The organism is Streptomyces sp. NBC_00620, assembly GCF_026341825.1.
Taxonomy (GTDB): Bacteria; Actinomycetota; Actinomycetes; order Streptomycetales; family Streptomycetaceae; genus Streptomyces.
Genome location: NZ_JAPENY010000001.1, coordinates 589,259 through 608,741 on the forward strand (window position 1 = coordinate 589,259; position 19,483 = coordinate 608,741).

At 68.9% G+C, this 19,483-nt stretch carries 20 protein-coding genes; 12 read left to right on the forward strand and 8 right to left on the reverse strand.

From position 1 onward, the window contains the following. Positions 1 to 227 precede the first annotated feature (227 nt). Positions 228 to 854: a hypothetical protein gene (locus OG246_RS02630; protein WP_266455195.1), complete on the forward strand. Its 627-nt coding sequence runs from the start codon at positions 228 to 230 to the stop codon at positions 852 to 854. 150 nt (positions 855 to 1,004) lie between these two features. Here OG246_RS02630 and OG246_RS02635 read toward each other — a convergent pair whose 3' ends face one another. Beyond that, positions 1,005 to 3,065: a restriction endonuclease gene (locus OG246_RS02635; RefSeq protein ID WP_266455197.1), complete on the reverse strand. Its 2,061-nt coding sequence runs from the start codon at positions 3,063 to 3,065 to the stop codon at positions 1,005 to 1,007. 726 nt (positions 3,066 to 3,791) lie between these two features. Further along, the gene (locus tag OG246_RS02640; RefSeq protein WP_266455199.1) at positions 3,792 to 4,445 is read right to left on the reverse strand and encodes an NADPH-dependent F420 reductase; all 654 of its coding nucleotides are present in this window, start codon (positions 4,443 to 4,445) and stop codon (positions 3,792 to 3,794) included. A gap of 109 nt (positions 4,446 to 4,554) precedes the next feature. Between OG246_RS02640 and OG246_RS02645 the strand changes: the two genes are divergently transcribed. Continuing rightward, on the forward strand, positions 4,555 to 4,932 hold the full coding sequence (locus tag OG246_RS02645; protein WP_266455202.1) for a helix-turn-helix domain-containing protein: 378 nt from the start codon (positions 4,555 to 4,557) through the stop codon (positions 4,930 to 4,932). A 79-nt stretch (positions 4,933 to 5,011) separates the two neighbouring features. Here the strand turns inward: OG246_RS02645 and OG246_RS02650 are convergent, their stop codons facing one another. Continuing rightward, positions 5,012 to 5,869, reverse strand: a complete 858-nt coding sequence (locus OG246_RS02650; RefSeq protein ID WP_266455205.1) for a helix-turn-helix transcriptional regulator — start codon at positions 5,867 to 5,869, stop codon at positions 5,012 to 5,014. A gap of 105 nt (positions 5,870 to 5,974) precedes the next feature. Between OG246_RS02650 and OG246_RS02655 the strand changes: the two genes are divergently transcribed. From OG246_RS02655 to OG246_RS02665, 3 genes are all read left to right on the forward strand, one after another. Then, positions 5,975 to 6,712, forward strand: coding sequence for an SDR family oxidoreductase (locus OG246_RS02655; protein WP_266455208.1), 738 nt, complete (start codon positions 5,975 to 5,977; stop codon positions 6,710 to 6,712). Positions 6,713 to 6,878: 166 nt separating this feature from the next. Then, positions 6,879 to 7,220, forward strand: coding sequence for a VOC family protein (locus OG246_RS02660; RefSeq protein WP_266455210.1), 342 nt, complete (start codon positions 6,879 to 6,881; stop codon positions 7,218 to 7,220). A gap of 78 nt (positions 7,221 to 7,298) precedes the next feature. After that, positions 7,299 to 7,712, forward strand: a complete 414-nt coding sequence (locus OG246_RS02665) for a hypothetical protein (RefSeq protein WP_266455213.1) — start codon at positions 7,299 to 7,301, stop codon at positions 7,710 to 7,712. A 106-nt stretch (positions 7,713 to 7,818) separates the two neighbouring features. Here the strand turns inward: OG246_RS02665 and OG246_RS02670 are convergent, their stop codons facing one another. Next, positions 7,819 to 8,370: a DUF3455 domain-containing protein gene (locus tag OG246_RS02670; protein ID WP_266455216.1), complete on the reverse strand. Its 552-nt coding sequence runs from the start codon at positions 8,368 to 8,370 to the stop codon at positions 7,819 to 7,821. A gap of 293 nt (positions 8,371 to 8,663) precedes the next feature. On the opposite strand from OG246_RS02670, the gene OG246_RS02675 reads away from it, so the two are divergent. Further along, the gene (locus OG246_RS02675) at positions 8,664 to 9,641 is read left to right on the forward strand and encodes an LLM class flavin-dependent oxidoreductase (RefSeq protein ID WP_266455219.1); all 978 of its coding nucleotides are present in this window, start codon (positions 8,664 to 8,666) and stop codon (positions 9,639 to 9,641) included. A gap of 39 nt (positions 9,642 to 9,680) precedes the next feature. Here the strand turns inward: OG246_RS02675 and OG246_RS02680 are convergent, their stop codons facing one another. After that, entirely contained in the window at positions 9,681 to 10,973 is a 1,293-nt protein-coding gene (locus tag OG246_RS02680; RefSeq protein ID WP_266455222.1) for an ArgE/DapE family deacylase, read from the reverse strand. Positions 10,974 to 11,185: 212 nt separating this feature from the next. Here OG246_RS02680 and OG246_RS02685 point away from each other — a divergent pair, with 212 nt between their 5' ends. Further along, the gene (locus OG246_RS02685) at positions 11,186 to 11,683 is read left to right on the forward strand and encodes a hypothetical protein (RefSeq protein WP_266455225.1); all 498 of its coding nucleotides are present in this window, start codon (positions 11,186 to 11,188) and stop codon (positions 11,681 to 11,683) included. A gap of 12 nt (positions 11,684 to 11,695) precedes the next feature. Continuing rightward, complete coding sequence (locus tag OG246_RS02690; RefSeq protein WP_266455228.1) at positions 11,696 to 12,502, forward strand: hypothetical protein; 807 nt, start codon at positions 11,696 to 11,698, stop codon at positions 12,500 to 12,502. Between the two features lie 8 nt (positions 12,503 to 12,510). Here OG246_RS02690 and OG246_RS02695 read toward each other — a convergent pair whose 3' ends face one another. Next, positions 12,511 to 12,894: a VOC family protein gene (locus OG246_RS02695; RefSeq protein WP_266455230.1), complete on the reverse strand. Its 384-nt coding sequence runs from the start codon at positions 12,892 to 12,894 to the stop codon at positions 12,511 to 12,513. 188 nt (positions 12,895 to 13,082) lie between these two features. Between OG246_RS02695 and OG246_RS02700 the strand changes: the two genes are divergently transcribed. The 3 genes from OG246_RS02700 to OG246_RS02710 are packed head-to-tail and all read left to right on the forward strand — an operon-like array spanning position 13,083 to position 16,233. Next, a complete protein-coding gene (locus tag OG246_RS02700; RefSeq protein ID WP_266455231.1) occupies positions 13,083 to 14,138 on the forward strand; it encodes an iron-siderophore ABC transporter substrate-binding protein in 1,056 nt (351 codons plus the stop codon). A 41-nt stretch (positions 14,139 to 14,179) separates the two neighbouring features. Then, a complete protein-coding gene (locus OG246_RS02705; protein ID WP_266463806.1) occupies positions 14,180 to 15,187 on the forward strand; it encodes an iron ABC transporter permease in 1,008 nt (335 codons plus the stop codon). Next, positions 15,184 to 16,233 (forward strand): iron chelate uptake ABC transporter family permease subunit, encoded by a 1,050-nt coding sequence (locus OG246_RS02710; protein ID WP_266455233.1) that lies wholly within the window; start codon positions 15,184 to 15,186, stop codon positions 16,231 to 16,233. Before OG246_RS02705 ends, OG246_RS02710 begins: the two co-directional genes overlap by 4 nt. Before the next feature lie 51 nt (positions 16,234 to 16,284). On the opposite strand, the gene OG246_RS02715 is transcribed toward OG246_RS02710, so the two are convergent. Continuing rightward, the gene (locus OG246_RS02715) at positions 16,285 to 17,325 is read right to left on the reverse strand and encodes an NAD(P)-dependent alcohol dehydrogenase (protein WP_266455235.1); all 1,041 of its coding nucleotides are present in this window, start codon (positions 17,323 to 17,325) and stop codon (positions 16,285 to 16,287) included. 190 nt (positions 17,326 to 17,515) lie between these two features. Between OG246_RS02715 and OG246_RS02720 the strand changes: the two genes are divergently transcribed. Then, positions 17,516 to 18,430, forward strand: coding sequence for a helix-turn-helix domain-containing protein (locus OG246_RS02720; RefSeq protein WP_266455238.1), 915 nt, complete (start codon positions 17,516 to 17,518; stop codon positions 18,428 to 18,430). Positions 18,431 to 18,618: 188 nt separating this feature from the next. Here OG246_RS02720 and OG246_RS02725 read toward each other — a convergent pair whose 3' ends face one another. Then, positions 18,619 to 19,389 (reverse strand): group II truncated hemoglobin, encoded by a 771-nt coding sequence (locus tag OG246_RS02725; protein WP_266455240.1) that lies wholly within the window; start codon positions 19,387 to 19,389, stop codon positions 18,619 to 18,621. Positions 19,390 to 19,483: the final 94 nt, after the last annotated feature.

Consider the following 19,483-nt stretch of genomic DNA (forward strand, 5'->3'; position numbering starts at 1 on the left):
CCTGCAGTTCGCGGCAACCAGGCGCAGCCTGACCAGCGCATACACTGCGTGGCATTCGATGTCTTGCGACGGGGGTCCGTATGTCGTTCAAGCGAGGCCGTTCCTCCCTGCCCGTGGCCTCTGCCGGTGCTGTGCTTGTTCTTGTAGGTGGTTGTTCTTCGGCTACAGGCAACACGGAAGCCCGGTCCGGTGCGTCTTTCGATCCTTCGAGAACACCATCCGCAGCTGTGCAGCCGCTGAGCGCCGCCGAGTTGACGGCAGCACTGCCACGAGACGGGAGCTTGCCGGGTTACAGCGTCACCAGCACACCCGAGTCGAGCACCGACGGCAGCACATCCGATCCCGATGTGCGGCCAGAAGCGTGCCGTCCGCTCTGGGATGCTCGCGCCGGCGCTTCCGCCACCTCGGTTGCCAGGGCCTGGGTCTCGATATCCCCTTCCGGATTCGCCCCGCCGACCGAGAGCCTCACCTTCGCCAGCTATGACTCCGACGGTGCGGATGCTCATCTTGCTTCCCTCGACAAGGCTCTGGATGCTTGCCCGTCGTTGTCCTTCCTGAGCCGGTACGGCGATCGTGTGACGGCAGACATCGAGCGAGTGGCGAGCCAAGTCACGCTGGGAGACGCCTCGGTGAGTTTCCGGATGCACTGGACTGCCGATCTGAACGGGTTCAAATCGGACACGTTTTCCTTGATCACAACTGTCCGCACAGGAGAGGCGACCGTTACCGCCGTGTCGGACAGCATCGTCGGCAGCCAGCTCTCGGCATCGAAGAAGCGCGCCTTCATGCCGAAGCTGGACCACGACATGCTGAAGTCCCAAGCCGACGCTCTCCGGAAAGCACAGGTGCGCTGAACGACCGGCGCGCTGCTTGTCTCACGGCCGGGAATGGACACGCACCGAGTCGCGCTCTCCGCGAGCAAGGCCTGAGGGAAAGGTCTGCGAACGCGCCTTGACATGGATCCTCAAGCCGCGTTCACAGACCTCATCCATACCCAGGCTGACCTACTCCACATCGATGCCGTAGTCCTGAACGAGTTCCTCCAGGCCACCCGTGTAGCCCTTGCCGCCAAGGACGAACTCCCAGTCTCCGCTGGCCCTTCGGCGGAAGGAACCGAGTACCAAGGCGGTTTCGAGCGGTCGGCCGTCAGAGACCTCAAGCCGTCCCAGCTCCGACATCACCGGATCGAGCAGCCGGATGCAGGCATCAGTGAATCCCGAGAGATCCGCGTCCGGGTTGACCTCCGGATCGATGGCCGCCACCAGCACGAACCGATCAGCCTCCACCGGCAGCCCGTCGAAGGCGACACAGATCGCAGCCTTGTCAGGCGCCACCGCGGGAAGGGCACGCACGGAGCCGTCGGGAGTCTGTGGATTGTTGAAAAAGACGAAGTGATCGTCGCTGAGGACGCGATTGCCATGGCAGACGAGCGCGCACACGTCCAAGGCGACGCTTCCGGCCCACGACATTCCCAGCACGTTGTAGTCGTCGGGGAGCCGAGTGTTCGGGTCCGTCGGGGTCGGCTGCGGGGAGGCTTGACGACCACCCTCGCCCAATCGTCCGCGCAGTCCGTGACGATGCAACAGGTCGACGAGTTCCGTGCCCGAGATCAGCTCCAACGGCTTGCCGTTGGCGAAGGTATGTGAGCCGGGGCCGAACCCTGACGTCGTCACCAGCACGCCTTTGTTGGCGCCCGCACCCTGCGCAGTCCCGTACAAGTCACGCACGGCAGTGGGCGGCACCGTGTTGCGGTAGCGCTTCACCTGTACGACGATCTTGCCGCCTCGGATCGGTGTCGGATCCAGCGCGTCGACGTCCACACCTCCATCGCCTGAGCGCTGGGTCGTCACCGCCTGCATTCCCATGGCCCGGAAGAGATCAGCAACGAGATTCTCGAATTCCACCGGGTCCATGTCGTACAGGTCCGGTTCCTCGTCGCTGCCGTGGGCGACAACGCGGTTTCCGACGTCTTGTGGCCTGCGGCTCGGCCGTACCGGTGTGAGTTGGTCCGGCCTGGTCGAGAGCTGCCCTCTCAGGGCGCCGGCCAGGCAACTCCCTGCATCCACCTGCGCCAAGTGCAAGTCACGAAACGAAGAGCGTGAGGCCATGACCGTCGCGAGGAAGATGTGGCCCGGTCGGCCCGTCGTGGGGTCATGTCCGTCAACGAACCCGTTCAGGGCCACTGACTCCAGCGCCCCCTGTTCGTCCGCGGCGAAGAGCTCGTGCAGGACAAGCAACATGCACTGCGCGAGCATCTCCTTGTACAGAGCCCGCCGCTGGCTTTCCGGGCGGGAGGTCTCCTTGTCCTGGTCGGTCCCGAACATGTACCGAACGGACTTGATCGCAGGGACGATGTCGTAGGAGGGCAACTCCCAGTCGAGCACCAGCTGTCGGGCAGCTGAGTCGTACGCGGCCGCTATCTGTCGTGGGAAGCCCTCAGGCCACGCCGTTGAGGAATAGAGAGCAGCTGAGAAGTACTCGACCGCGGAATCGGGATCTCGGCGCCTCACGCCTTCGGATATCGCGACCACGCCGGCGTTGTGCTCACGCACCTCGGCCAGCTGGGCGTCGACCCACTGTTGGTACTCACGCTGATACGAGGCCAGTTGCTGTTGACGGTGAGCCTCCGCTGCCTGTGCAGCCTGCAGGTCCCGCTCGAAACGCGCCCGCGCCTCGGCTTGAGCATGAGCCCGGCGACTCGCCGTCCAACCACTCTGCGTTTGGTACTGATTGACATCCGGCAGGGGCAGCGGCCGCGCCAACGGACCTGGAGCGAAAGGCTGAACGACCTCGGCTCGCTTGAGCGAGGACGCCCTGAAAGCCGGAGCGTCGCAACCTGAAGCGAGAAGGCTTTGCAGTGCCGCTACCTCTGCGTCCAGTTCCTCCGTGCGACGCAACGCATCTGCCTGCCTGTACTCGCGATGGCTTTGGGCAGCTCGCCGCTGGTAAGCCCGCGCTTGCTGAGCTTCTTGTCTCCGCTGTCTGGTCTCGGCTTCCGACTGGCGCTGCTGCTGCCGTTGCACCTCAGCCCACGCGCCGACAAAACCGGTAGAACGACGACTCATTTGCTGCAGGCCCTCCCCAGGACATTGGCAGCCGAAAGACACTTCGGTTGTCCCCACAACCAACTGTGACGATACGACTCTATCCAGCAACTGCCGCCGCGCATATGCATTCGCCAAAGGCTGGGTGGAGATCCGACTCTGCAGGTCAACTCATTGGACGCGCCTGAAGCTGCGGCACACGGCACTGTCCACGTGGCCGCTCCTCGGACCGCCGAGTCCGCGAATGGATGACCAATCAGAGGCTGCCTGGTACTTCGGATGGATACCTCTTGGCTCTGCGGTGTCGCCGGCCCGAACCGTGGGCATGGAAAGCCCGCAACGACCCGTTGGGCGAGGAGCATGGGCATGCGGCGGCGGTCTCAGGCCCGCACCGGTGCGGGAGTCTCCGGCTTATTGGCTGCCATAGCGGTGCTCCTGGGCCCGGTATCAAGTGAGCCCCGCTGACAGACTCTGTGCGCGCAGAGTCTGCGGACGCCTGAGGGGATGCCGCGTGATCCACTACCTGCGATTCTCCTTCGAGACCGGCGTAGACACTCCGTTGTGACCAGAGGACATGGACAGTCCGTATGACTACCCCTGTGAGCTGGAGCGGCTACCGATAAGCCCGGCGATCCGGGCCGAAGCCAGGTATCGGTGAGTGTCCGGGGAACCGTGGACAGCCGTGTCCGAACCCGCGTCGAACTGCTCCTCGACCTCATCGCGGGCTACGACCTTATGGACGACGGCTCAGGACACCGCAGGCAATGAAGCAACGCAAGGGACCGCGGAGTTGGGGTCGAAGCCCGCGAACGCCAGCCCGATGACGAAGCCCGCCACCTCTTCCAGCTGGTGGACGCGGTCCAGCGCCCCGAGTACCGCCGGCGTCCCGCCGACGCCACGCACCAGTTCGCCGACGGTGTGGAGTGCCGCCGTATCGTCGCCGCACATCGCGACGGTCACGCGGGTTCGGTCAGGGTCGGGAGAGCTCGTCCACTGGTCGGCGGGAAAGAGGTGGAACGCCTTCACGACGTGGGCGCCTGGGGCGAGTTCGGCGATCCGCCCCGCCATCGACTCGCCGGGTTCGGTGAGCAGAGTGCCGACACCGTGTGCGACGGCGTTCGTGGGATCGATCAACGGCGTCCCCTCGAGGACGCCGTCAGGCGCACCCGCCGATCGCAGCATGTCCTCGACGCCGTCCCATGACACGGCGAGCAGTACGGCATCGCGCCCGATGGCCACCTCGCGTGGCGCGACGGCGAGCACTCCGTGGCCCAGCCGCTCGGCAAGCTTCTCCGCCTTGAGCTGCGACCGTCCGCCGATCGCCACCTCGTGCCCCGCACGCGCCCAGCCCTCGCCCAGGGCCGCCGCCAGTGTCCCCGTTCCCAGGATCCCGATTCGCATCGTCGCTGCCTCTCAAGCAGTAGCAAGCAGTAGCCAGTAGGGCAGTTACGGTAAGGAAGGCGTTACGCACCGATCGGTGCGTAACCAACGCGCGAGGATGGGCGGCGAGATGACCGATCGCGAAGCCCACTGCTACGAGTTGGTCGCCGACTGCCGTCTGCGTGCGGCCACCGATCTCTTCGCCCACACCTGGGATCCCGTTGTGCTGGCGGCTCTTCGCACGGGACCGCGCCGACGCCGCGCACTGCGTACCGAGATCGGCGGCATCAGCGACAAGGTCCTGACCGATACCTTGCACCGCTTGCTCGCCGCCGGCCTGGTCGACCGTCACGCACACGCCGAGGCGCCACCTCGTGTCGAGTACGGCCTGACCAGTCTGGGACAGAGCCTCGTCGAGGGCCCGATGACGGCGCTCGGACGCTGGGCCGTCGAGCACGGCGACGAGCTTCTCGAAGCCCAGGAAAGCGCGGCACGGACGCCTGGATGACGTACCTCTCCCTGCCAACTGGGCCTGTCCGGTGGGGCCGTACGACACCACGCATACGCGGATGAGCGGCCGCACGACGCTACGCAGACGGGTGGACGGTACCCATCAGCGCCGCCGCCGCACTCGCCCGCGTTCCTTCGGCCGGTTCAGTGCCGCCGGCGAGATAGATCACGAGGGTCTGCTCCGGCTGTTCGGCCAGGTGGAAGGCGGTGTAGGCGTAGTCGACCGGTTCAAGGCCCGGGTGCCTCAGCCGTTTCCGTCCGCTGTGCCGGGGCTGTACCTCGTACTGGGCCCACCAGGCCCGTGCTTGCGGGCTACCCTCGTGCAGTTCTTCGATCAGCCGGGTGTAGCGCGGGTCGGTGGGATGGCGTCCGGCCAGTGTCCGGAGCCGGGCGAGCAGACCTCGGGCCTCCGGCTCCCAGTCGACCAGCACATCCCGGGCGACGGGCTCGAGGAAGACCCAGCGGACGAAGTTCGCCGGGCTGTCGTCCTCGGTGATGAGGTTCGGGAACAGCTGGTCGGCGGCTTGGTTGTGGCTGAGGACGTCGTAGTTGCCGTCGATGATGTACGCGGGGTGCGGCTGCAACAGGAGCGGGACGGCCGCCACTTCGGGCGTGAGGGGTTCGGATGCCTCGGCTTCCGCCGGTGGTGCGTGGCCGGCGAGCTGGAGCAGATGCCCGCGCTCGTGCCGGTTGAGCCGCAGTACCGAGGCGAGGGACTCGAATACCTGCTCCGAGGCGCGGATCTCCCGCCCTTGCTCCAGGTACGTGTACCAGGTGGCGCTGATCCCGGCGAGCAGGGCGAGTTCCTCCCGCCGCAGCCCCGGCGTCCGGCGGCGACCGGTCCCCGGCAGGCCGACCTCGTCCGGAGTGACGCGCTCTCTGCGGCTGCGTAGGAACGCGGCCAGTTCCTGACGGCGGTCCGGCTGTTTCGGCATGGTGTGTGGCAGCCCTTATTCCAGGATAAATGCGCTCTGGATACCAGGCTAAACCCGCCGCACACTGGGTTCAAGTACGGAGCACGACTCAAGGAGGAAGGCATCATGTCGGGAATCGACGGCAAGGTAGTGGCGATCACAGGGGCCAGCGGCGGCATCGGTGAGGCGACCGCGCTGCTGCTCGCCGAACGCGGCGCGCGACTCGTCCTCGGCGCACGCCGGACCGAGCGGCTGGAGGAACTGGTCGCCCGGATCGAGAAGGCGGGCGGCGAGGCCGTGCAGATCCGCACCGATGTGACCCGACGGGAGGACCTGCACGCCCTGGTCGCGGTCGCCCGTGAGCGCTTCGGCCGGCTCGACGTGCTCGTCAGCAATGCCGGGCTCGGCACGATCTCGCCCCTCGACGATCTGCGCGTCGACGAATGGGACCGGATGGTCGACGTCAACGTGAAGGGTGTGCTGCACGGAATCGGTGCCGCGCTGCCGGTCTTCCGGGAGCAGGGCACGGGCCACTTCGTCACCGTCGCCTCCACGGCCGCGTTTCGCGTCGCGCCGGCCATGGCTGTCTACGCCGGTACGAAGGTCGCGGTCCGGGCCATCTGCGAAGGGCTGCGCCAGGAGTCGGGCGGCTCCATGCGGGTGACCACCGTCTCGCCCGGGGTGACCGCGACCGACTTCGCCGAGGCGTCCACCAACAGCGAGGTCCGCGCCGACATCACGAAGATGCGGGACGACATCGCGATCCCGCCGGAAGCGATCGCCCGGGCCATCGCCTTCGCCATCGAACAGCCCGACACCGTGGACGTGAACGAGATCGTCGTACGCCCGGCCGCCCAGAGCTGATCTCCCGCGCCCCTCGGATACGGCCGGCCCGCCGACACCCGCGGCGCGGCCCCGCGAGTCACGCGGCCGCCCCGGCTCACCGGGACGAGCGCTTCCCGCCCGATCGGTGGCCAAGGCAGACGGCTGATCCTCTGATTCGGAGACTCGCCGGACCTACCATTGCGGCATGCCCCTCGATCTCTTCGCAGGCATCCCGGTCACCGACTACGCGGCGGCACTGGCCTGGTACGAACGGCTCCTCGGCTCCCCGCCGGCGTTCTTGCCGAACGACACGGAAGCCGTCTGGGAACTCGCGGAACATCGGTACGTGTACATCGAGCATCGCCCCGAGCAGGCCGGCAACGCCATGCACACCGTCCTCGTCGACGACCTCGACACCCGCGTCGCCGAGATCGCCGACCGTGGACTGAGGCCCACGAGCCGCGAGACCTACCCGGAAGGCATGCGCAAGATCACCTACCACGACCCGGACGGCAACGAGTTCGGATTCGGCGGCGCTTCACAATGATCGCGGGTGAAGTGGACGGAGAAGGCGGCTCCGGTTGAGCGGTCGGATCACCGAACCGAACCGCGAGAAAGCATGGCGATGGACGAAGACGAAAGCCTGCGCCGCTACGGCCTGCACCCCGTCGGCGCGGACCTCGACGAAGTGCGAGGGCTGCTCACCGTACGAACAATGCTGGAGAAGCGTGCGCAGGGTGACGGTGACACGGAGCTGATGAAGTTGTGCTGCGTGCAGCTGTTCAACGCCGGGGTTCTCGACGACGTGCTGCTCATCTGGCAGGCCAAGTCCGCAAGCATGGACGCAGGCTGCTCGATCGACATTCAGTTGCTGTGCGGAGGCGGTCTTGCCAGGACCAAGGCGTATCTGTCGAGCCAACGCCTGCCCGAAGCCGAAGCGGCACTGCAACGGCTGCTCCGCTGTGAAGCGGCCGGCGACTTCGAGGACTTCTCCGCCGCGAGTCACTCGGCCTGGTACGCCGCCTACTACGCGCCGTGACGGCTGACGCCGGGCTCCGGCAATTGCCGTCTCGTCTCACACGGCTGGGCAGGGGCCCCTCGAAATCGGCGCATTCCAGGGGCCCTTGCCGTTGATCCCTAGCGCATCACTTGGCGGGCTTGTAGAACGCGTAGGTGGCGGTGTACGGGACGCTGGTCTGGTCGGTGCCGGTGCAGGCGGTGGTGGGGGCGACGCCGCCCTCGGTGTCGAGGCGCTGGATGTAGGAGACGCCGGCGAAGACCCCGGTGCCGCGGGTGGCGGTGGACTGCAGGAGGAGTTCGGGGATGGTGCCGGTCTTGGGGGAGGTGGCTATGGCGGCGGCGTTGACGGCGCTGCCGTCGACCGTGGACACCCAGACGGGGCCGCGGGAGTGCAGGGCGACCGGGCGGTGGGAGCGGTCCTTCTTGGCCCAGAGGGTCGCGGCGGGTTCCAGCAGCTTCCAGGCACCGTCGGTGCAGGTGTAGGTCTGGACGCCCGCGGCGGAGAAGACGCCGGTGAGCCTGTTGCCTTCCGGGACCTTCAGCGCGGCAGGGGCGTCCACGCCGGCGTGGGCGGGCTGCGCGGTTGCCGCCTGGCCGACCGTCGCGCCGAGGAGCGAGCCGACGGTCACGGTGGCGAGAGCTGTGGTGGTGAGGATCAGACGCTTGGCGAGCTTCATCGAGTTGGTCTCCAAAACGTTCTCTGAAACGTTCTCTGAACAAGATCGTGGGTGTGGACGCAGACGCCGTACGTTGTCCGCGTGCCGGAACAGCATGGTCCGCCGAGCCCGCGAAGCAGGAAAATATTCATGAATACTCGGCTCACGTAAGACTCTCGTAAGACAGTTGACGCGACGACAGATCCGGGATCATCCCGCCTCATGGGTACGCAGTGTCGCCGTAGGGCGTTCAGCTCGACCGACCTTGCACGCAAAGGGAGTTGGCGCCGACGGACGTTTCCTATACTGACCGAATGATCACTGTTCCGCTCAGCGCGCTCGAGGTGGCCATGGTCCAGACGGGCGCCCGCGCGGAAGGCACGCTACGAGACACCACCGAGTTCGCCCGACGCCTTGAGGATCTCGGTTACGGGCGGCTCTGGTACGCGGAGCATCACCACTCTCCGGCCATCGGAGCGTTCCCGCCCGTCGTACTGACCGCCCACGCGGCCGCGTTGACGTCGTCCATCCGGCTCGGCTCCGGGGGCGTGCTCGCTCCGAACCACGCCCCGATCATGCTGGCGGAGCAATTCGGCACGCTGGCCGCGCTGCACGCGGGCCGGATCGACCTGGGCATCGGCCGTGGCCCGGGTACTTTCGACGACTCCACGGCGCGGGCTCTGCGCCGTGGGGCAGGTCCGACAACGGACGCCGAGTACCGCGACGACGTGTCGTCGATTCTGCGTTTCCTGGTGGACGAGATCGCGCTCGACCCGCTCCCGGAGCCGTGGCTGCTGTCCTCCAGCACGGCCGGCGCCGCGCTCGCCGCGGAACTCGGGCTGCCGATCGCCTTCGCCCATCACATTCGGCCCGACAACACCCTGGCCGCGCTCAGCCACTACCGCGAGCGTTTCTCCCCCTCCCGCTGGTGCGAGCGCCCACGCGTGCTGCTCTGTGTGGAAACGGTCTGCGCCGAGACGGAGGAGGAGGCCGCCCGGCTCGCCGGCCCGATGGATGTCGTCAAGGCCGCACTCCTCAAGGGACAGGGCGACATCACCTTCCCCACGCCCGAAGAGGCAACCACCCACCCGTTCACCGCGGAAGAAGTGCGGACGCTGGCGGGCTTCCGTGCCCACCAGGCACTCGGTTCACCCGAGACCGTCGTGAAACAGCTGGCGGCCCTGGTGGACGTGACCGGCGCGGACGAACTCATGCTGGTGACACCCGTCTACGTGCTGGCCGACCGATTGAGGTCGTACGAACTCGTCAAGCAGCGCGTCAGCGCGTCATGATGCCGACGGCGCCGTAGCGGCGCTCATCATGCGGCGGTGTCATTTGGTGCCGACCGTACGCAGCGCGCTGACGATCAACGCGCGGGTCACGTGCACGATCTCGGAGACCGAGACCCGCTCCTGCGAGCTGTGCGCGACGCGGATGTCGCCCGGGCCGAACTGCAGGGTCGGGATTCCGGCGGCGGCGTAGAGCCGCAGGTCGCTGCCGTACGGGGCGCCGTGTTCGTGCGGGGCGGGGGCACCGCCCGCGACGGCGTGCGCCGCCTTCCGTACGACATCCCGGAGCGGATGCCCGGGCGGCAGGCGCCCGCTGGCGAACTGGCCCCCGGGCCAGGTGACCTTCGCCGGATGGTCGCGCAGCCACGGGTCGGCGGCGCAGGCCTCGGCCACGCAGCTCTCCAGGGCGGCGCGGGCGGCCGCCGGGTCCTCGTCCAGGCGTACGCCGAACCGGCCCTCGGCGACCAGGAGATCGGGCACGCTGCTCGCCCAGTCACCCGAGCGGACCGTACCGACGGACAGCGCGTACGGAATGCGGTACTCGGCCATCAGCGGATCCGGGTCGGTGTTCCGCTCGGCCTCCAGGGCGGCCAGCGCGCGGTGGACGGGCAGGTACGCGTCGATGGCGCTGACCCCGGCGTCACGGGAACTGGCGTGGGCGGCAAGACCGGGCACGGCGATACGGAAGGTCAGCGCACCGGCGTTGGCCGTGATCAGGGAGCTGCCCGTCGGCTCGGTGATGATGCAGGCGTCGCCCGTGTGGCCGCGCTGGAGCGTGCCGAAGGCGCCGAGTCCGCCGTCCTCCTCGCCCACCACGAAGTGCGCCGCCAACCGGCCGCGCAGCCGTACCCCGCTCGCCCGGATCGCGGCAAGCGCGGCGAGGTGGGCCACCAGTCCCGCCTTCATGTCGCACGCACCCCGGCCGTGGACGGTGTCCCCGACCACCCTCGGCACGAACGGGTCCCCGTCCCAGCCCGCCGGGTCACCGGGCGGTACGACGTCCACATGGCCCTGAAGGATCAGCGTCGGCCCGTCACCGCCGTCCTCCGTGACCCCGACACGGCCCCACGCCTCGTCCCGCGGCGCCTCCGACCCGGGGAAGCCGGGGTGTGCCAGCAGTGCGGGCAGGCCCATGGACCACAGGTCGACGTCGAGGCCGAGCCGGCCCAGCAGCCCTGCCAGATGGTGCTGCGCCTCGGATTCCGCCGGGCTCCCCGTCACGCTCGGGATGGCGATCAGCTCGAGAAGGGTCCGGGCGATGGCCCCCTCGTCGATCGCGGCCAGGGCGGCCGCCTCCTGCGCACTCAACTCGGCACTGGGCACGTCGGTGGTCATGGGCGGTCGCTCCTGTCGCGGCTCAGTGCGTCATGGCTCAGTGCGTCACGGCTCAGTGCGTCATGGCTGTCTCGTCGCGTGATGTTCACGTTGATGTTGGACCACTCCGGATCCTATGGCCCGCCAAATGGGCACTCAATCTCCGTATTGGCCGACTATTGAGACCAGGTCTGGTCGGTATCCGTGCCGGGAGAGCATGCCGGGAGGCTCTGGTGGAGATCGCTTCGTTGCCATTCGTGGATGAGCACGTGACGGTCATCGCGGCGGAGGCCGACGACGTCTGGCATGCCTTGGGCGAAATCGTGGAGCGGTCCTTCTCGGCTCCCCGTGCGGCCGGCTACGCGCGGCTGGTCGGAAGCCCCGACCGTACGGCGTCCGGGCCGCGGCCTCTCGCCGAGGGCTCGACGTTCCCCGGGTTCCGGGTAGCCGCCGCGCTGCCGGGGCGGGAGTTGGCACTTGAGGGGCGCCATCGTTTCTCGACCTACGCGCTGATCTTCCACCTCGACCACGCAGGACCGGGCCGGACACTGCTGCGCGCCGAGACCCGGGCCGTCTTCCCCGGCCTGGCCGGCGGCCTCTACCGACGGCTCGTCATCGGGACGGGCGGGCACGCGGCCGGCATACGACGCCTGCTCTCGGCGGTCCGCCGCCGGTCGGAGCAACCCCGGTCCGGGACCGGAGCCCCGGACAACGGTTCCCAGCAGGAGTAGTAGCTTGCGGCCATGTGTGTCTCGATGGACCGGGCCGACTTCTCCGGCACCACCCTCTACGCCGGACGGCTGCGGCATCCCGCGCACGGTCTGATTCACGTCCTGGGCTACCAGAACACCGTGGTCAATCTGGCCGACGGCCCCAATGCCATGCTGCTGCACCTGCCGACGTACCGGATGAGCCGGGACAACTTCCTTTCGGTGGGGCGCAGTTCGGACGTTCTGGAGCGGATGGTGGAAGCGGTGCGACCGGCCGCCCGTGCGGACGACGGCATCGCCTGGATGGGGTGGGACACCGCCCCGGAGGTCGAGGTCTTCGAGCACGACATCTACACGGTGTTGCTGGCCCGCGACCCGGCCGCACTGCCCGCCGCCCTCGCCGAGGTGCCTGCCCACAAGCGGCCCCGGCTGAGCGAGGCGCTGCTGCGGTTCTACGGGGAGCGGTGTCCGGGGTACGCCCTTGCCGTGTGCTGCTTCGACAACGCGCAGGCGGCGCAGGCCAAACCGCTGCTGATGTGGTACCCGCCGATCGATCCGGACGTGCTCACCCTGCCCGCGGTGGACTGCCACACGGGAGAGGTGCCCGACCTCGACTCCGAGGTGGCGGTGGATCATTGGGTGCTGTTCGGTACCGATGAGGCACCCGAGGGGTGGGGCTTCCCCGTCGCGTACGGCGAAGGCATGCGGCACAAGTTGCGGCGGTTCCTGCCCGGTGCGGTGGTGGGGCGGCGCTTCGAGGGCGCTCTCCCCAACGGGGACTTCGCCATCGGCCACGATGACCTGCTCGCGGGCGAGTTGGGCGGTATCCGCAGGACGTGAGGTGAGCGTCAGGCGCCGCTTCCGTACGGCCGGGTCAGGATCTCCAGGTTGTGGCCGTTCGGGTCGTCGAAGTACGCGCCCCGGCCGCCGTCGTTGGTGTTGACCTCGTTCACGCGGCGGTGGAACGGGTCGGCCCAGTACGTGAGTCCGGCGGCCTGGATGCGGGCGAAGATCTCGTCGAAGTCGTCCTCCGAGACGAGGAACGCGTAGTGCTGCGGAGGGATCGGCCCGGGGGTGTCCATGTAGTCCAGCGTGACGCCGTTGGGGATCGGCACCGGGATGAACGGGCCGTACTGCTCACCCACCCGCAAGCCCAGGATGTCGGCGAGGAACCGTGCCGAGGACTTCTTGTCGTGGGCGGCGACGATGGTGTGGTTCAGCTCGATGGTCATCCCGAAGCCTCCTCGTAGAGCCGGCGTCGCTACCTCGTAGAGCCCGCGCCGCCACCTCGTACAGCCAGCCTCGCAACTCCGGGGTACGCCGTCCAGTCCGCCCCTCCGTTCCAGACCGCCCCCCGGTCCAGGCCACCCCAGAGAAGAGCTTAAGGTAAGCCTTACCTAATTCATCGATCGGAGTCGTTGTGCGTACCTGGGGATCAAAGGCCGTACTGGCCGTTGCCGTCATCGGCGGGCTGTTGGCCGGATGCTCGTCCAGCGATGGAGCCTCCTCCTCGAAGAGCGAGAGCACCGCCTCCGACTCGGACCGCAATCTCGTGGCCGGTGCCTCCGAGGGACCCTCCGTCGCCCCCAGCGCCGTCGAGGCCGGCATGGGTGCCGGGAGTGCCAAGGACGGGGAGTTCCCCCGGACCGTCGGGCATTTCCAGGGCAAGACGGAGATCAAGACCGAGCCCAAGAAGATCGCCGTGCTCAGCACCGGGCAGCTGGACGACCTGCTGTCCCTGGGCGTCGTGCCGACGGTCACGACCCGCGCCGACAACGCCGGGCTCGTCCCGGACTATTTGGCGGACGCCTTCCCGGCGTACAAGAAGCAGCTCGCGGAGATGACCGACGCGGGGACCCGCCAGGCGCCGAACCTGGAGACGCTGGCCGCCGCCAAGCCCGACCTGATCCTGCTCAACGACTCGCTCGGCGACCTCTACCCGAAGCTGTCGAAGATCGCGCCGACCGTCGTGACGGCCGGCAACGGCATCAACTGGAAGCGCGACCTGCTGCTCGTCGGCGACGCTCTCGGCAAGGGCGAGCAGGCGCAGAAGCTGCTCGACTCCATCGTGGACGACGCCGCCGCCAGTGGTGAGAGCCTCGGCGATCCCGCCGTGTCGATGCTGCGCTTCACGCCGGACCGTACGCGGATGTTCGGGGTGTCCTCGTTCACCGGCTCGATCGCCGTCGACATGGGGCTCGGCCGGCCCAAGTCGCAGCAGTTCAACGCGATTTCGCAGGACATCGGCGCGGAGAGCATCGACACCGCGGACGGCGACTGGATCTTCTACTCCGTGCAGGGCGACGCGTCCAAGACCGACGCGGGCAGCGTGCTCGCCGGACCTCTGTGGAAGTCGATGAAGGCGGTCAAGGCCGGGCAGGCCGTGAAGGTCGACGACGACCCCTGGTACCTCAACGCCGGTCCGACCGCCGCCAAGCTCGTCATCAAGCAGCTCACGGACACCATCGGCAAGTGAGTCAGGCAGCTCAGGCGGAACACGCGGTTCCGCCGAGGTCGGTGAAACGACGCGCGACGACAGCCAGGCGTACCGCCTGGCTCGTCGTCGCGCTCCTGCTCACAGTCACCGCCGTCGCGTTCAGCCTCGCCGTCGGCACCCGCCCCGTGCCCCTGTCCACCGTCCTCGACGCCCTCCTGCACGGCGGGGACTCACCGGACGCGCTGGTCGTACGTTCGCTGCGGGTGCCGCGGACCGCGATCGGGCTGACGGCGGGGGCCGCGCTCGGGCTGGCCGGGGCGGCCTTGCAGGCGGTCACCCGCAATCCGCTCGCCGATCCGGGGATCCTCGGACTGAGCCAGGGCGCGGCGGCCGGTGTCGTCTTCGCGATCGCGCTCGGGTGGGCGAACGGCTTCTCCGGGTACGTCTGGTACGCCTTCACCGGCGCCGTCGTCGCCGCGTGTGTCGTGTACGCCATCGCCTCGCGCGGGCGGGGTGGCGCCTCGCCGGTGAAACTGGCCCTCGCCGGAACCGCGCTGTCCGCGATGACGGCCGGGGCCACCACCGTTGTACTGACGTCGAGTTCGGCGACCCTCGACCAGTTCCGGTTCTGGCAGGTGGGCGCGCTCAGCGGGCGCGACGCCGGGACCGTCGGGCGGATGCTGCCGTTCCTGATCGCCGGCGCACTCCTGGTGCTGGCCTGCGCCCGCGGCCTGGACGCGCTCGCGCTCGGCGACGACACGGCGCGGGCGCTGGGCCACCGGGTCGCGCTCGTACGGGGGTGTGCGGCGCTCGGCGCGACCGTGCTCACCGCCGCCGCGGTCGCCGCCGCGGGGCCGATCGCCTTCATCGGGCTCGCCGTACCCCACCTCGCCAACCGTCTGGTCTCCGGCGGCCACCGCTGGACGCTCCCGCTGTCCGCCCTCCTCGGCGCCGCCCTGCTGCTCGCGGCGGATGTGGCCGGGCGGGTGGTCCGCGCCCCCGCGGAGGTCCCGGCCGGCGTGATGACCGCGCTCGTGGGCGTACCCGTACTGATCGTGCTTGTACGCCGGAAGTCGGTGGGCGCATGAGCACCAGCACTTACCCCCGCTCAGCGGGCCTCTCCGCCGTCCGCCACCGCGGCCTCTCCGTCCTCCTGCACCGGCGTTCGGCAGCCGTCGTCTGCGCACTCGTCGTGCTCCTCGCGGGCGTGATGCTGCTGTCGGCGTGCGTCGGGCAGACGTACATCCCGCCGGGCGAGGTCTGGCGGGTGCTGCGCGGCCAGGGCGGCCCGTACGAACTGATCGTCGGTGAGCTGCGCGTCCCGCGGATCGTGCTCGGCGCGCTGGTCGGCGCCGCGCTCGGGCTGTCCGGGGCGCTCGTGCAGACCGTGACGCGCAACCCGCTCGCCAGCCCGGACGTCATCGGCGTCGGACACGGCGCCGCCGCCGCGACCGTCCTCGCGCTCGCCACCGGCACGGTCGCCTCCCCCGGCGCGCTCCCGGCCGTCGCGGTCACCGGCGGTCTGGTGGCCGCCGCGCTGGTGTACGTGCTGGCCTGGCGGCACGGGATGCAGCCAAGTCGGTTCGTGCTGACGGGAGTCGGGATCGGGGTCGCGCTCTCGGCGGTCGTACAGCTGTATCTGACCGAGAGCGAACTCGCCGAGGCCGAGGCGCTCAAGCTGTGGCTGACCGGCAGCCTCAACGGGCGGGGCTGGGAGCAGGCGGGGCCGCTCGGCTGGGTCCTGCTTCTCTCGCTGCCCGCCCTGGTGTGGGCGAACCGGGCGCTGCGACCGCTCGGCCTCGACCCCGAGACGGCCGCCGCGCTCGGCATGCGCGTGCACCGCACCCAACTCGGGCTGACCTTCCTGGGCGTGGTGCTCGCCGCGACCGCGACGGGGGCTGCGGGACCGATCGGCTTCGTCGCCCTCACCGGGCCGCAGCTGGCCCGCCGTATCACGCGCACCCCGCAACTGCCGCTCGTCGCCTCCGGGTTGACGGGAGCGGTCATCGTGGTCGTCGCGGATCTGGTGGCCCGTACGGTGGTGCCGCCGCTGGAGATTCCGGTGGGGGCGCTGACGTCGCTGGTCGGGGGGCCGTATCTGCTGTGGCTGCTGGGGCGTTCGGGCAAGCGCTGAACCCGGGCCCGGAGAACCGGGCCCGGGTTCGGCGCAATGCCGCGGACCTGACTAGATCGTGGCCGTGTCGATCACGAACCGGTAGCGGACGTCGCTCGCGAGGACCCGCTCGTACGCGTCGTTGATCTCGGAGGCGGTGATCAGCTCGATCTCCGCGCCCAGGCCGTGCTCGGCGCAGAAGTCCAGCATCTCCTGGGTCTCCTGGATGCCGCCGATGCCGGAGCCGGCGAGGGTCTTGCGGCCCATGATCAGGGTGAAGAGGTTGAGCGAGATCGGCTCCTCCGGGGCGCCGACATTCACCAGCGCGCCGTCCGACTTCAGCAGGGACAGGTACGCGCCGAAGTCCAGCGGGGCCGAGACCGTCGACAGGATGATGTCGAAGGTGCCCGCCAGCTCCTGGAAGGTCTTCGGGTCGCTGGTCGCGTAGTAGTGGTCGGCGCCCAGCTTCAGGCCGTCGTCCTTCTTCCGGAGCGACTGGGACAGGACGGTAACCTCGGCACCGAGCGCGTGCGCGATCTTGACGCCCATGTGGCCGAGGCCGCCCATGCCGAGGACGGCGACCTTCTTGCCGGGACCGGCGTTCCAGTGCTTGAGCGGGGAGTACGTGGTGATGCCGGCGCAGAGCAGCGGCGCGGCCTCGTCGAGGGAGATGCCCTCGGGGATGCGGAGGGTGTAGTTCTCGTCGACGACGATGTGCGTGGAGTAGCCGCCGTAGGTGGGCGTGCTGTCCACACCGATGCCGTTGTACGTCTGGATGTTGCCCTTGACGCAGTACTGCTCCAGGCCCGCCTTGCAGTTCTCGCACTCGCGGCAGGAGTCGACCATGCAGCCGACGCCCGCGCGGTCGCCCACCTGGAACTTGGTGACGCCGGAGCCGACCTCGGTGACGATGCCGGCGATCTCGTGGCCCGGAACCATCGGGAAGATGGCCTCGCCCCAGCCCTCGCGGGCCTGGTGGATGTCCGAGTGACAGATGCCGGCGAACTTGATGTCGATCAGGACGTCGAACTCACCGACCTCGCGCCGTTCGATGGTGGTGCGCTCCAGCGGAGCCTTGGCGGCGGGGGCGGCGTACGCAGCAACAGTGGTCATGCCGGGGTTCTCCTAGGGAGTGGTCGTGTACCCGGCTGCCTTCTGACCTTCTGACCGGGTACGTCGTCCAGCGTGCCGGTGCGCGCGACATTCACCCAGGTCACGGCTTTACGTACGTTCACTGGTCCTACTACTGGCGGGGTCAGGCTCGTGCGCGTACGACCGTGGACGGGCCGTGAATACTGAAGGCATGGACCCACAGCCTTCTCAGCAGCCCGCGGGCGAAGCGGGGCCCCCGCTGGACCGGCGCGCCGAGCTCAGCGAGTTCCTGCGCACGCGCCGGGCCCGGCTGAAGCCCGAGGACGTGGGGATGCCGGACTTCGGGCGGCACCGCCGGGTGCCGGGGCTGCGCCGCGAGGAGCTGGCGCAGCTGGCCGGGGTGTCGGTGGCGTACTACACCCGCCTCGAGCAGGGCAACGGACGGAACGTGTCCGCGGAGGTACTCGACGCAATCGCGCGCGCCCTGCGGCTCACGGACGCCGAGCACGCGCATCTCACCCACCTCGCGAAGCCCAAGCAGCACAAGAAGAAGCAGGGGGCTCGGCCGCAGCAGGTACGGGGTGCCCTGCGGCAGCTGCTCGACACGCTGGACGGGGTGCCGGCGTACATCACCGGGCGGCGGTCCGACGTCCTCGTGTGGAACCGGATGGCCGCGGCGGTGTTCGGTGACTGGGCGGAGCTGCCGGTGCAGGAGCGGAACTGGGCGCGGATGGTGTTCCTCAAGCCCGAGTACCACGATCTGTTCGTGGAGTGGGAGCAGAAGGCGATCGACATCGTCTGCCTTCTGCGGATGGACGCGGGCTGTCACCCCGATGATCCTCGGCTGTCCGCGCTGGTCGGGGAACTCTCCGTGAAGAGTGAGGACTTCCGGCGGTTGTGGGCCACGCACGACGTGAAGGAGAAGACTCACGGCGTGAAGCGGCTGCGTCATCCCCTGGTGGGTGACCTCTCCCTTCAGTACGAGTCCTTCCAGCTGGCCGGGGACGCTGAGCAGGTGCTGGTCACGTACCACGCGGAGCCGGGGTCGCCCTCTGCGGAGGCGCTCCACCTGCTGTCCAGCTGGGGCCGGGACGCGACGCGCGCGGGCGCCGGGTCACCGTCGTAGGTTTTTCGCCCCCTCCGCCCCTACCCATTCCCGTCACTTGGGGGCTCCGCCCCCAAACCCCCGCTCCGCGGGGTTCAGCCCGTCCGGCGTTTGAGGACGAGGCCGTTCAGGCCGACAGCGGGAGTCTGGGGGCGGCAGCCCCCAGGAACAAGGGACGGGTAGGGGCGGAGGGGGCGAAAAAACTCCCCCTACCCCCGATACGGCGGTGCCACCCCCCACCCCCACCGCGGCACAGGCTGCTCCCCTGGAGCCACCGCGTCCGGGCCGGAGAAGTACACAGCCAGCCGCGTCCCCCACTCCACATACGCAACGAACGCCGAGCGGAACTCGGCGTCGGTCGGCAGGCCGGCGTCGTCGGCCGCGTCCTGGAGGAGGTTGACCCAGCGGCGGCGCTGGACTTCGGTGATGCCCTTGCCGAGGTGCTTGGCGACCATGTGCCCGTGCCCGCCCTGCGTCTCGGAGTACGCGGCAGGACCCCCGAAGACCTCACCGAGCCAGAGCGCGACATGCGCGGCATGCTCGGGGGCCATGTCCGCGAACACCGGAGCGAGGACGTCGTCCTTGAGGACCTTGTCGTAGAAGACCTCGGTGAGACGGGCGAAGGCCTCCGCGCCCCCCGCCCAGGCGTACAGCGTGGGCACGGCCGCACCCGAACCCCGTACCGCCGTCGGCTTGTAGTGGCGCATCTCCTCGATGCTGGAGACGTAGGGCCGGATCTCGGCCAGGAAGTCGGGGAAGAGCTCCGACTTGCGGAAGCCTTCGAGGTGGTCCTCGGTCGACGTCCAGGTGATCCGCAGGACGAAGTGCTCGAAGTCCTCGTCGCAGCGCGCCAGTTCGTAGTCCATGCATTGCGGAGCCGCGGCGAGCTGGACGGCGGCCCGGGTGTAGGCGGCGAGGAACTCCGCCGACTGCTGCTCGGGGATGCGGTACCGGATGTACTCGACGGTGTGGACGGTCATGCCCCCCACACAAACACGGACGGCCCGCCGGAAGCTCTCCCTCCGACGGGCCGTTCGCTATTGGCTCACTTCACTTGCGGGCTCAACCTGCCTG

Coding starts and splice junctions, on each gene's coding strand:
- OG246_RS02635 (WP_266455197.1), bottom strand. CDS start 3,065: ATGAGTCGTCGTTCTACCGGTTTTGTCGGCGCGTGGGCTGAGGTGCAA.
- OG246_RS02640 (WP_266455199.1), bottom strand. CDS start 4,445: ATGCGAATCGGGATCCTGGGAACGGGGACACTGGCGGCGGCCCTGGGC.
- OG246_RS02645 (WP_266455202.1), top strand. CDS start 4,555: ATGACCGATCGCGAAGCCCACTGCTACGAGTTGGTCGCCGACTGCCGT.
- OG246_RS02650 (WP_266455205.1), bottom strand. CDS start 5,869: ATGCCGAAACAGCCGGACCGCCGTCAGGAACTGGCCGCGTTCCTACGC.
- OG246_RS02655 (WP_266455208.1), top strand. CDS start 5,975: ATGTCGGGAATCGACGGCAAGGTAGTGGCGATCACAGGGGCCAGCGGC.
- OG246_RS02660 (WP_266455210.1), top strand. CDS start 6,879: ATGCCCCTCGATCTCTTCGCAGGCATCCCGGTCACCGACTACGCGGCG.
- OG246_RS02665 (WP_266455213.1), top strand. CDS start 7,299: ATGGACGAAGACGAAAGCCTGCGCCGCTACGGCCTGCACCCCGTCGGC.
- OG246_RS02670 (WP_266455216.1), bottom strand. CDS start 8,370: ATGAAGCTCGCCAAGCGTCTGATCCTCACCACCACAGCTCTCGCCACC.
- OG246_RS02675 (WP_266455219.1), top strand. CDS start 8,664: ATGATCACTGTTCCGCTCAGCGCGCTCGAGGTGGCCATGGTCCAGACG.
- OG246_RS02680 (WP_266455222.1), bottom strand. CDS start 10,973: ATGACCACCGACGTGCCCAGTGCCGAGTTGAGTGCGCAGGAGGCGGCC.
- OG246_RS02690 (WP_266455228.1), top strand. CDS start 11,696: ATGTGTGTCTCGATGGACCGGGCCGACTTCTCCGGCACCACCCTCTAC.
- OG246_RS02695 (WP_266455230.1), bottom strand. CDS start 12,894: ATGACCATCGAGCTGAACCACACCATCGTCGCCGCCCACGACAAGAAG.
- OG246_RS02710 (WP_266455233.1), top strand. CDS start 15,184: ATGAGCACCAGCACTTACCCCCGCTCAGCGGGCCTCTCCGCCGTCCGC.
- OG246_RS02715 (WP_266455235.1), bottom strand. CDS start 17,325: ATGACCACTGTTGCTGCGTACGCCGCCCCCGCCGCCAAGGCTCCGCTG.
- OG246_RS02720 (WP_266455238.1), top strand. CDS start 17,516: ATGGACCCACAGCCTTCTCAGCAGCCCGCGGGCGAAGCGGGGCCCCCG.
- OG246_RS02725 (WP_266455240.1), bottom strand. CDS start 19,389: ATGACCGTCCACACCGTCGAGTACATCCGGTACCGCATCCCCGAGCAG.